We start from the raw sequence: 12,244 nt of genomic DNA on the forward strand, positions 1-12,244 counted from the left end.
ATAATTATAATACACTAAATTAATGTTAAATGCATAAAAAATATGTCATTGACTATATTTTTTTTTATTAGGAAGTTGTGCCAATATAATTGCGGTAAATACTAAAATACATCCTATAAGTTCTCTAAAAGTTAAGGATTGACCAAGAATAAGCCAACCTGATATAGTAGCAAAAACTGATTCTAAACTAAGTAATAAAGATGCTATCGTTGGATCAGTATTTTTTTGACCAATAATCTGAAGGGTATATGCTACACCACAGGAAAGAATACCAGCATATAATATTGGAAACCATGCAGATAATATTGAAGAAAGTTTAGGATTCTCAAAAATGCACATAAAAATTATAGATAAAATGGCAGCTACGAAAAATTGTATAGAAGATAATTTAACATTATCTATTTTGGAAGAAAAATAATCAATAAGAAGAATGTGAATAGCAAAGAAAAAGGCACAGCAAAGCACTAGTATATCTCCTTTTCCAATAGAAAAATTCTCTTTTACACATAGAAGGTACAGTCCAATAATAGAAATTAAAATGCTAATACAAGTTTTAAAAGATAGCTTTTTTTTCAGGAATACACCTAGAAATGGAACTATTACTATGTAAAGAGCAGTTATGAAACCTGCTTTACCTACTGATGTTGAAGATATACCAAATTGTTGGAGTGTACTGGCAATAAATAAAGCAATTCCACATAAAAATCCACCCAGAAATAAATCATGTTTTTTATCAATTTTATCATCTTTTTTATTAAACTTATTTACAGTAAATATTATTGGGATAAGCACAATACCTCCTATTAGAAATCTAATAGCATTAAAAGTAAAAGAGCCAATATAATTGTTGCTTACACTTTGAGCAACAAAAGAAGTTCCCCATATTAAAGCAGTTAAAGTAAGCAAGATGCTTCCACAAAATCTTTTGTTTTTCATAAAAATCCTCCTAAGGTATAAAGTCATTGTTATAATTATAATATATTACTTTTGTAAAATTAAGCTAATACAAAAAATATTTAAACAAGGTGATATAATTATAGTAGTAAATACAATATTTAGGGGGATGTATTATGAAAATTTCTATATTATATTTTACCAAGAGTGGTAAAACTAAAGAAATGGCCGAGATAGTAGCAAAAGGTATGAAAAATGTTAACAATATTGAAGTAGGCGTATTTGATATAAATAATATTGATGAAAATTTTTTGAATGAAAGTAAAGCGGTAGTTTTTGGCACACCAATATACTATGCGAATACTTGTTGGCAAATGAAAAAGTGGTTTGATGAATCAAGAAACTACAATCTTGAGGGAAAGATCGGTGCAGTATTCGCTACTGCGGACTATATTCAAGGTGGAGCTGCGACAGGTATGTTAACTATTATAAATCACTTAATGGTAAAAGGAATGTTGGTATATTCCGGAGGTTCAGCCTTAGGACAACCATTTTTACATCTAGGACCAGTAGCAACTAAAGAAAATTATGAAAAGAGTAAATATATGTTTGAAGTTTTTGGTGAACGTATTGCAAATAAGGTAATAGAATTATATTAAATATAGAACAAGTGATAGTCTTGCTATATGAATAAGATGATTTTTAATAAAATATATGGATTTATAGGAGTGAGTCTTATGATAATTTTATTGGTATTATTAACATTAATTATTGATATAGTATTAATTATAGATGGCACCAAACATAGAAATAAATGGGAAAGGAATATTGGAATTGTACTAACTGGATTTGTAATGTTATCTAATCTTGTATAGTTGACTGTGGAGTTTTGATAACTTTTACTAGTTGCGTTCACTATAGAGCAGTTTTTTACTAAAAAATGAACTACTTTGTTTCGTAAAAACACTTTCTTTGTAAGTTACAAAAAATGATAAAAATTATATTCTATTAATTTCATATTATTGTTATAATATTATTGTTATAACAAAAAATACTATAAGGAGAAATTAAAGTGAAAAATAGTTATAGAATAAGAAATGATAATTACGGACACAAATTCAAAAAATCTATAACACGATATGGAGCATTAAAAATTTCAGTAGTACTAATATGTGCATATATAGGAATGGGACTTATTAATTTACAAGTTCGTAATCACACATATTATAGTGAAAGTGCTAAAAGCGGTTCTCATAGACTTGTGGAGGAACAAGCTCCAAGGGGAAATATTATTTCAAAAGATGGTCAGTTACTAGCTTATGATAAACAAATGTTTGCACTTACTTTTACTGAAGCTGAAGAAAGTACAGATAAGTTTTATGACACTATGAAAAAGGTTTTTAAGATATTACAAGAAAATAACCTTGATATCGATGATGATTTTCCAATTAAACTAAATGGAGATAATTATGAATTTCAATTTAATGCCGTTGACGATGAAGGACGTAAACTTCAAGAAAGGCAGTTTAAAATAGATATAAGTCTTATGGATCATCTAGCAAATAAAAAGTATGATGAAGATTATTCAAAGTTAGATGATAAGCAAACAAAAAAGATTATTAAAGAAGCTGAAAAATATAATGCAAAAGATACATATGATTTTTTAACTTCAAAAGAGATGTATAATATACCAACAGGTGTATATTCAAAAGAAGATGAAAGAAGAATGGTAGTTGTAAAGTATGCAATAAAGTTACAAAGTTATAAAGGTTATAAACCTGTTACAATTGCCTCAAGTTTAGATAGAGATATTGCTTTTGTCTTTGAACAACAATTAGAAACAATGCCTGGTATAAATATTGAAACAAAGCCACAAAGAGTTTATCCATTCAAAAAAATGGGGGCAGCATTTATTGGATATGTTTCTAAAGTAAATGATGATAAGAAAAATGAAGAAAAAGGATATGATGCTAGTACGGATACAAAAGGTGCATCTGGAATAGAAGAAGCTTTTGAAGATAGATTAAGAGGTTCTAAAGGTGCATCAATAGTAGAAGTAAATAGATTTGGTAGAGCTATATCTGAATTAGCAAAAAGAGAATCATATCAAGGTCAAAATGTTCATTTAACTGTGAATTGGAAAGTACAAGAAGCTGCCGAAAATGCTTTAGAAGAAAATATGAAAAAGCCTAGATCAAATAGAACAACTGGTAAAACTACAATGCCTGATAGAGGTGCCGTTGTAGCATTAAACGCTAAGACAGGTGAAGTAATTGCAATGGTGTCACAACCCACTTTTGATCCTAATGACTTTGCAGAAGTTAATGGATTAAGTAAAGAAAAGTATAATGAATATTACGGATTTACTAATGAGTTTTACGAAAACTTTATTAAAGAAAAAGGATGGTCTGGTAAAACTATAGTTACAAGCGATCCGAGCAACAGTTTAAATGGTATGACGTATCTTGATGGTCTTTTTCCAATGAATGAAAATAAGCAAAGGGAAGACTTAAAAGATATGATTGCAAAACCAATGGTTAACTACGCTACTCAATCATTAATACCACCTGGATCTACCTTTAAAACATTTACTGCTTATGCTGGTTTAAATGAAGGTGTAATTACTACTAGTTCTACTGTAAAAGATGCTGGTTTCTATTATGATGGTGATGGATTTAATAGACCGTTCCCTGAAGACGGGTATCTTGGGAATATGAATATTGTAAGCGCGTTAGCTAAATCTTCAAATGCTTATTTCATGGAAACTTCAAGACTTCTTTATGGAAAATTTGCTAATATTGATAAAGCTAAAAGTAGTGACGAATTTAAAGTTAATTATACGGAAAATGGTATTGCTGCTTATGCATGGAGATTTGGAATTGGAGCTGATCCTGAAAATAAAAATGCTATTACTTCAACAGGAATAGAAATAAGTGAAAATTTTGGTCAAGTTTATAATCATTACTCTGCAGTAGAAAGTCAAGCACCTCTTATCTACATTAACATAGTAAATAGATTAAAGACTGGAAAATATACAGAAGGAAAATATAGTTATACTTATCCTTATTTTGATTTATCACTTAAAACTGATGGATTAAGTGATAATGTTAAAAAGTTAAGAGAAGAGGCAAGGGATGTTATACTTGGACAAGTTAAGACAGGAAACTTTGATAGTAATGTTTTAACTAAGTTATTTAAAAAATTGAATGCTAATGATCCTTTATATAAAGGAAGAAATATTTCTAATTCAGAGTATTTATCTTTAATGGATTTTATGAAAGGTCAAATTATTTCCAATGGGTATTCTCAAATAACTGCAAAATTCAACTCATATAATGCAGCTATCGGGCAAGGTCTTACAAACGTAACCCCTTTAGAATTAGCATCAGCTTATGCAACTTATGCTAATGGGGGAACAAGATATAAAGTTCATTTACTTGATAAAATCACCGATGCTTCTGATAATGTAGTATTTGAACAACAACCAGAAATATTAGATCAACTTAATCTTGATAAATCAATAATGAGTACAATTAATGAGGGACTTAAGCAAGTTATCAGCGGAAATGCAGAATTAAATGGAATATTTAGCAAATTAGGAGTAACTGTTGCTGGTAAAACTGGTACTGCTACTTTTGATAATGATCAAGCAAGTTATGACAGAGAAGCTTATGGATGGCTTGCAACTTTTGCACCAGTAGAAGATCCTGAAATAGTTGTGGTATCCGTAGTATTTAATGGTCACTTTGGTAAAGAAAACGGATCAATTAATTATGCTGTTATGGATGCATATTTTAATGGTAATAAAGATAACACTGATACTAATAACTGAATGGATTAAATAAATTTTATAAGCCAGTAGATCAAATCTACTGGTTTTTTGCGTATAATGGTGATGAAATTAATTTGAAATTTGATTTGTTTATAAGATTATTTACTATAATAGGGCATAGGAAACGTTATCTTTACTGTGAGAATTCAAAAGTTGTTGAAAAATATATAACACAAAATGAATAATCTATGACAAAAAACAATAGTATTCTTTCTATATTAAGTAAATAAAAAATAATTAATATTAATTAATATTAAGTTAACTTTAAATTTACACGATAATTATTATATATTCAAAAATAGGAGGGATAATTGTGGATGCAAATCATATAAATTTGATATTAGAAGCTTTTAATAATATAATGCCTCAATTAGGCATAAATAATGTAGAGAAAAAAGGAATGGCACTAAAAGGTAAAATAATTGAAGGAGAAGGAGTAGGTATAGTTATAAGTATAATAGGAGATATAAAAGGAAATATTATCTACCTATTATCTGAAGATGATGCTAAAAGTATTGCATCAAAAATGATGATGGGAATGCCTGTAGATATTCTAGATGAAATGTCTAAAAGTGCTGTTTCAGAACTTATTAATATGTTAACAGCTAATGCTGCTACAAATTTTGCAAATAGCGGTATAGGTATAGATATTTCACCACCAGTACTAATTCATGGTGATGTATCAGTTAGTACAAATGTTGATAAAGTATTATCTTTAGAAATGGGAATAGAAGATATGCTAATGGAAGTGAATATAGCATTAGAAGCTCCAGTAGCATAATCATATAGTATTTAGGGAACAGGTATTTAATAGAACATAGACAAAATATAGTATATAATACCTGTTGCCCTACAAATACTTATTTTATTCAATTGTCTATTTATTTTTTACTAATACATAGTATTTGCCATAATGTTTAACAGGCTTTATAACTTCAAAGCCGTTATAAAAGTCTCCTAAAATTTCGTCTTTTCTTATTTCCAAAAGTATAGTTTCTTTCTTAGGTTTTATTCTTTTTTCAGAAGTTATAACAGTTACTTTTTTAGGTTTATTAGGTTTAGCTTTGCCTTTCTTATTTGTCAATATAATATACCTCCATAAATACTTCAATATATTTTATTAAACTAACTATATTAATAGACTAATTCAATAAAAATAAAGTAAAAGATGCTTGTTTTGTTAAAAGTTTATTAATTGGGAATAATCTAGAGCATAAAGTGATATAGTATAAAAAGACAGGTAATTAACAAAGAATAACCTCATAAGAGGTGATATAAAATGAAAGAAAAACATAAAGTATTAGAAATTCTAGAAAGTCATAAAAACAATTTGAGTCATATGGAAGAAAGTGACCCGTCATCAATAAATATAGCTAAAGATTTAAAAGATCTTAAAATTGATGATGATTTTTCAAATGAAGATCAATTATATGATGAATATGTAATGGATAAATATAATAGCGATAGTAAACTACTTGAAAATTTTAAAGAAGTTGAGAAAAAGGATAAATAGCAAGTTATATAATACTAGCATGCTATAAATTATTATACTATTTCATGTAATATGTGATATATCCTAAATAGTATTAATTTATTGGGGGGATAATGTTGAATATAAAATTTGATGAGAAAGTAAAAGAAGCATTATTAAAATTATTAAAAGACACAAGTGCTGATTATGTTAGAATTAAGCCTTTTAGAGGATGTGGCAAACCTGCATATCAAATATCTATAAGTTTTAAAGGTAAAAAGGATGATGTGGAAAAAATTAATGATATTAACTTCGTTTTTAGTAAAGAAGACAGAGAAATTATTGACAATATTGAGATTAGATACGACAAAGATATCTATAATGATGGTTTTTATGTAAGAAAAATACTATAATTGATTTAATGATAAAAAGGCTTATTTCAGTTAACTGCATATAAGCCTTTTTAAATTAAGGAGTTGTTTTAGATGGAAAGAACAATTGTAAAAATATCTTCTACTTGGGGTGTATCACTAGAAAACTTATTAATAGATCAAAATAGTGATATTTTAGCGATTATATTACCTGGCATGGGTTATACAAAGGATAAGCCTTTATTGAATTTTACATCTAAGCTATGTATTAATAAAGGATTTGATATATTTTCTATCGAATATGGTTTTCAAATAGCAAAAAAACCTCTTGATACAAATAATGATGAAGAAATTAGCAATTTACTGAAAGAAACTATAGAAGCTATTGAATCAATATTAAATAAAAGATACAAAAAGCTTGTTTTTATTGGAAAAAGTATAGGAACAGTGGTAATAACAAGAATATGTAATCAATTTGATGATTTTGAACAAGTACATATTTTACTAACACCAGTTGATGCTACATATGAAAATAAGGAAAACTATAAAACATTAGTAATTACAGGTACTAATGACCCAATGATTAATAAGTATCATATTGATAAAATGTTTGAAGATGAAAATATAAAAGTAATTAAAATAGAAAATGGTAATCATAGTCTAGAATGCTGTGATGTATTTCTTAGTATCGATATGCTCAAAAGGTCTATTATGGAAGTAGACAAGTTTTTAAAAGATACTATATAGAAAATTTATTTGTATTTAGATATACTTTAGAAATAATACATAAGTTTAAGATGTTACGTGTGATGAGATTAGAAATTATTATCATCACACTTTTTATTATAACCTTAAGCCTATCTATTAGAATAGATTGCATATAAATTGTGAAACATATTGTTAAGGTTTATCTAATTTATTGTACAATAACATAGTTTCATTTATAATATATAGATAAGTATCTATATAATAGAATATTGATAACTATAACTTATATAATGCTAATTTTATAAAAATAATGCTATTTATTATGGAAAAGGTGAAAGCAAATGTTAAAAAAATTCAAAGAATTGTTTACGAATAAAGAATTATTGTCAGGAAATTATGCTATTGAGCGTGAAATGCTAAGAATAGACAAGGATGGAAACTTAGCTTCTACTCCACACCCAATAGTTTTTGGGAATAAAAATAAAAATCCATATATAACAACAGATTTTTCAGAAAGTCAAATTGAACTTATAACACCTACTTTTAAAGATCTTAAGGAGTTATACCAATTTACAAATGCACTTTACGATATTGTAGCTACAGAAATAAGTGATGAATATTTATGGCCACAATCTATGCCATGTGCTATATCAAAGAATAAAAAGATACCAATTGCAAACTTTGGTGACGAAGATGAAAATGCTACTAGATATAGAGAAAGACTTTTAGAAAAGTATGGTGGGAAAAAACAACTTATATCAGGTATTCATTTCAATTTTTCATTTACAGAGGAGTTCTTATATAAAATTTATGAAACTAATAATACTAATATAAGTTTTAAAGAATTCAAAAATAGCATTTATCTTAAAGTTGCTAAAAGTTACATAAAATATAATTGGTTGCTAATCTATATATTAGGTGGTACTGCAGCTGTACATAAAAGCTATGTATGTGAATGTGTTAAGAATTTAGAAAAATTATCTCATGATAGTTTTTCTAATAATGGTGCATTATCTTTTAGAAATGGTGAATGTGGATATAAAAATAAAATCGATTTATTTCCAAGTTATGAAACTGTTGAAGAATATATATCAAGTATACAGTCTTTTATAGATGATAAGATAATAGATACATATAAAGAGTTGTATAATCCTGTAAGATTGAAGGCAAAAGATAATAAGGATCTTTTCAAGTCTCTTACAGAAGATGGAATTAACTATATTGAATACAGAAGCATTGATATAAATCCATTTGAAAAAGGCGGAATAGCATTAAACGATTTATACTTCTTACAAATATTTAATATATTTTCATTACTCGATGATGAATATTATTGTGAAGACTGGCAAAAAGAAGCTCTTGAAAATAAGAATCTCATTGCTAACAATGGTCAAAATGATGTAGTTTTAAAGAATAATGGTAAGTCTGTTTCAAAAGAAAAATGGGCAATGGATATATTAATTAAAATTAAGAAGATAAATGATGTATTATGTTTAGGTAAAGATAAAATTATTGATGATATTATAAATCGAATTAAAGATAGTAAATTAACTTATGCATATAGAATGGGAGAAAAGTTTAAAAAAGAAGGATATGTTAATGCTAATTTAAATTTATCACTTAAATATAAGAGTTTAGCTTATAAAAATAGATTTACTTTATGTGGATATAAAGATTTAGAATTATCTACTCAAATACTTATGAAAGAAGCAATTAAGCGAGGAATAATAACCAAAGTTATTGATAATAATGATAATTTTATTTTACTAGAGAATAATGGAATAAAACAATATGTAAAACAAGCAACAAAAACAGCAGCTGATAACTATATATCAGTTCTTATTATGGAAAATAAAGTAGTCACAAAAAAGGTATTACAAGATAGTGGTATCAATGTACCTAAAGGAATTGAAATTACATCTATAGATGATATTGATGATGTTGCTAGAAAGTTTGTAAATAAGCCTATAGTTGTAAAGCCAAAGTCTACTAATTTTGGTTCAGGAATAAGTATATTTACAGAAGGAGCAAATAGAAAAGATTTAGTTACGGCTTTAGAGATTGCTTTTAATCATGATGATACAGTACTTATTGAAGAGTTTATAAAAGGAAAAGAATATAGATTTTTAGTAATTGGTGATGAAGTAGTAGGAATATTACATAGAGTTCCTGCAAATGTTATTGGTGATGGCAAACACTCTATAAAAGAATTAGTAGAAGAGAAAAATAAAGATTCCTTGAGAGGAATTAAATATAGAACACCTTTAGAAAAGATTAGATTAGATTCTAATGCAGAATTGTTTCTAGCGCAACAAAATAAGAATTTTGATTATGTACCTACTGATAAAGAAGTAGTTTACCTAAGAGAAAATTCCAATATTAGCACTGGTGGTGACAGTATAGATTATACAGACGAAATAGATGAAAGATTTAAGGAAATAGCAGTAAATTCTGCAAAAGCTGTTAAGGCTAAAATTTGTGGTGTAGATATGATTATTGAAGATTATAATAATGCTAAGTCTAACTATTCAATAATTGAATTAAACTTTAATCCGGCTATCCATATTCATAGTTTTCCATACAAAGGAAAAGAAAGAAATATAGCTGTTCATATACTAAAGTTATTAAATTTGATATAATAACTTTAATGGTGGTGTCACACTCATTTCTTCGACACCACCATTAACTATATAATTTAATTTACAGTTCTCATTAATTTATGATTTCCAATTTTTCTAGCATTATCATTTATATAGGTTACTTGATCTGATATATCAGAAAAATTAGAACTTAATGTTTCAATATTTTTAGTAATTTTTATCAATGATTCATTTATCTTTTCATTCATTGTTTTTAAGTTACTCATATTATCTTTTATCAGGAATCCTTTGGAATGTAAGTTGTTCATTATTTCATGTATAGCATATAAATGATTAATAATTTCGTATTGTACAGAAAAAACTTTATCAAAACTATTAGTAGACTTCTCCACCTCGTTTATAACAGCAAAAAATTCTTTAGTAATTTGATTTAAAGTAGATTTGATTTCTTCTGTTATTTCCATGACCCTTTTCCCATATTCTATAGCATTATTAGTATCTAATGAATCTAGTTTTATTGCCTCAAGAGCTAGCACTGCTTTATCTTGTAAAGATTCAATATTATCTTTAGAATTTTGTATAGATTTCTTTATATTATTAAAGTAAGGTAATATATTATCGAACTTACCTTTTATCTTATTAGATATGTTCGTTATTTTTAAATTGTAATAATGAATTTCTTCATTTTTGCTTAAAGTAGTATCAATATCTGAAATTATATCATTTACTGAATCGTCTGTTAGAATAACAGAATCTAGTATATCGTATGAGTTAGATGATATTTCTTGTATTGTGTTACGAATATATTCCATTGAACATTTAGAATCAGAAACACTAGTACTAAGAACTGATAATGAAGTATTAAGAGTAGTAATCAACCCATTTGTATTTCTAATCATAGATTCAAGATTTTTATTTGACTCAAGACTTTTAAATAAAAGTTCTTTAGAATTTTCGGTATTATATATAATTAAGGCTCCTACAATAATTAATTGAATAGTAAAATACACTGAAATATGGGTAACCTCCATATAAGACCTGTGAAGAGAATATTCACCAAAACAAATTGGTTGTAATAAATTACATATAATCATTAGTATTGCATCATATATCAATAGATTTTTAACTAGTTTGCTATCATAATATAGACTAGCTATTAAAAGTGGTGTAATTAATAAGTAAGGTATTAATACCCACATAGTTAAATAACCAAATATACATGCAAAATTGAAAGTATAGATAACTACTTTCTTAAAATTTTCTTTATCAAGTGAAAGCTTGTAATATATTATAGGACAAAGTAGTATAAGACTTGATACAAAAAACGTCATATCTCTATAATTTAATATTTTTGTACCTTTGTAAGATAAAACAAAAATGAAATCTAAGAATAACATTATTGATGAAATAAGACAAACCTTATAAAGTTGTTTATCTATTTTCCTGTTGTTTTTTTCTAATAAGTTATAACTTTCCATAATATCTCCCCCGTATATAAATTATATGTACCTAAATTTATTATCGATATATAGTAAAAAACTTTAATTTTAACAATAACTACATAAAATAAAAGAAAAAACAAATTTTGATATATATATATATCAAAAACAAAAAATATTTTAATAATATTTTATATATATGAATTACGCATAAAAAAATACACTTATATTGTTGTATATAGTCACATTTAGAAAATAAAAAATTGTAAAACTATACAAAAATACTTTATTTTATGTAAAACATTTTTTTCTATGCTATAATAAAATAAGATGATTTATTATAGCACTAGAAATAACTATTTTAAAATGTTTATGAATTACTCTTTCTTAGACCCATTTATAAGAATTTATAGAATATCTTGTTTAATATTATTATAAATACATTTAGTATTTATTTAATTGTATCTCCCATGTACCTTATTATTTGATATTAAACAGAATTTAATTTTTATAGTTATAAAATTGTTGCTGTATAAACCATTAGAAGGTGCTGTTACAATAATTAATATACAGCACCTTTTAAATTACAAAAAAAACTTGACAAGGTAATTTATAGAAGCGTAGAATAGAAAATGTAGTTTAAAATTAGAGAAAGACGACTGGTAATATGTCAAGATAAAAAAACTTTAAAATTGGAAATTTTCTAGTTTGTCTTATTAAAAAAAGGGTAACTTTAATAAAGCTCATTCTGATTCCAAAATTTTACAGGGAACCGAACGGCAAAAGTGACTATTAAATTGTTACTTTATCAACTACCTCGTTAGAGGTATAGAGTTGATTATTTCGTAGCAATGAAAAAATCAATCTTACAAGTTTTCGTCCAGTTAGTGCGAGTGCCCTTTTATGTTTGTGAATTAATGCTTCATCAT

At 26.4% G+C, this 12,244-nt stretch carries 11 protein-coding genes and 1 pseudogene; 8 read left to right on the plus strand and 4 right to left on the minus strand.

The features are described from left to right. Positions 1 to 45: 45 nt before the first annotated feature. A complete protein-coding gene (locus KQI30_RS03130; protein ID WP_216461718.1) occupies positions 46 to 936 on the minus strand; it encodes a DMT family transporter in 891 nt (296 codons plus the stop codon). A 134-nt stretch (positions 937 to 1,070) separates the two neighbouring features. Here KQI30_RS03130 and KQI30_RS03135 point away from each other — a divergent pair, with 134 nt between their 5' ends. The 4 genes from KQI30_RS03135 (at position 1,071) to KQI30_RS03150 (ending at position 5,507) form a co-directional block, all read left to right on the plus strand. After that, on the plus strand, positions 1,071 to 1,553 hold the full coding sequence (locus KQI30_RS03135) for a flavodoxin family protein (protein ID WP_216461719.1): 483 nt from the start codon (positions 1,071 to 1,073) through the stop codon (positions 1,551 to 1,553). Positions 1,554 to 1,631: 78 nt separating this feature from the next. Continuing rightward, complete coding sequence (locus tag KQI30_RS03140; protein ID WP_216461720.1) at positions 1,632 to 1,769, plus strand: hypothetical protein; 138 nt, start codon at positions 1,632 to 1,634, stop codon at positions 1,767 to 1,769. A gap of 197 nt (positions 1,770 to 1,966) precedes the next feature. After that, entirely contained in the window at positions 1,967 to 4,726 is a 2,760-nt protein-coding gene (locus tag KQI30_RS03145) for a penicillin-binding transpeptidase domain-containing protein (protein ID WP_216461721.1), read from the plus strand. A gap of 313 nt (positions 4,727 to 5,039) precedes the next feature. Further along, complete coding sequence (locus tag KQI30_RS03150) at positions 5,040 to 5,507, plus strand: chemotaxis protein CheX (RefSeq protein WP_216461722.1); 468 nt, start codon at positions 5,040 to 5,042, stop codon at positions 5,505 to 5,507. A gap of 96 nt (positions 5,508 to 5,603) precedes the next feature. Here KQI30_RS03150 and KQI30_RS03155 read toward each other — a convergent pair whose 3' ends face one another. Then, positions 5,604 to 5,810, minus strand: coding sequence for a hypothetical protein (locus KQI30_RS03155; protein ID WP_216461735.1), 207 nt, complete (start codon positions 5,808 to 5,810; stop codon positions 5,604 to 5,606). Between the two features lie 195 nt (positions 5,811 to 6,005). Between KQI30_RS03155 and KQI30_RS03160 the strand changes: the two genes are divergently transcribed. The 4 genes from KQI30_RS03160 to gshAB all read left to right on the plus strand — a co-directional run bounded on the left by KQI30_RS03160 (position 6,006) and on the right by gshAB (position 9,915). Beyond that, on the plus strand, positions 6,006 to 6,239 hold the full coding sequence (locus KQI30_RS03160; protein ID WP_216461723.1) for a hypothetical protein: 234 nt from the start codon (positions 6,006 to 6,008) through the stop codon (positions 6,237 to 6,239). Positions 6,240 to 6,331: 92 nt separating this feature from the next. Beyond that, on the plus strand, positions 6,332 to 6,610 hold the full coding sequence (locus KQI30_RS03165; RefSeq protein WP_216461725.1) for a hypothetical protein: 279 nt from the start codon (positions 6,332 to 6,334) through the stop codon (positions 6,608 to 6,610). A 72-nt stretch (positions 6,611 to 6,682) separates the two neighbouring features. After that, on the plus strand, positions 6,683 to 7,315 hold the full coding sequence (locus tag KQI30_RS03170) for an alpha/beta hydrolase (protein WP_216461727.1): 633 nt from the start codon (positions 6,683 to 6,685) through the stop codon (positions 7,313 to 7,315). Positions 7,316 to 7,617: 302 nt separating this feature from the next. Further along, complete coding sequence (gene gshAB, locus KQI30_RS03175) at positions 7,618 to 9,915, plus strand: bifunctional glutamate--cysteine ligase GshA/glutathione synthetase GshB (protein WP_216461729.1); 2,298 nt, start codon at positions 7,618 to 7,620, stop codon at positions 9,913 to 9,915. Positions 9,916 to 9,971: 56 nt separating this feature from the next. On the opposite strand, the gene KQI30_RS03180 is transcribed toward gshAB, so the two are convergent. Then, the gene (locus tag KQI30_RS03180) at positions 9,972 to 11,354 is read right to left on the minus strand and encodes a methyl-accepting chemotaxis protein (RefSeq protein ID WP_216461730.1); all 1,383 of its coding nucleotides are present in this window, start codon (positions 11,352 to 11,354) and stop codon (positions 9,972 to 9,974) included. A 753-nt stretch (positions 11,355 to 12,107) separates the two neighbouring features. Beyond that, positions 12,108 to 12,244, minus strand: a pseudogene (locus tag KQI30_RS17000) (IS110 family transposase); the annotation flags it as partial.

The organism is Clostridium bornimense (genome assembly GCF_018917145.1).
GTDB classification, from domain to species: Bacteria; Bacillota; Clostridia; order Clostridiales; family Clostridiaceae; genus Clostridium_AN; species Clostridium_AN bornimense_A.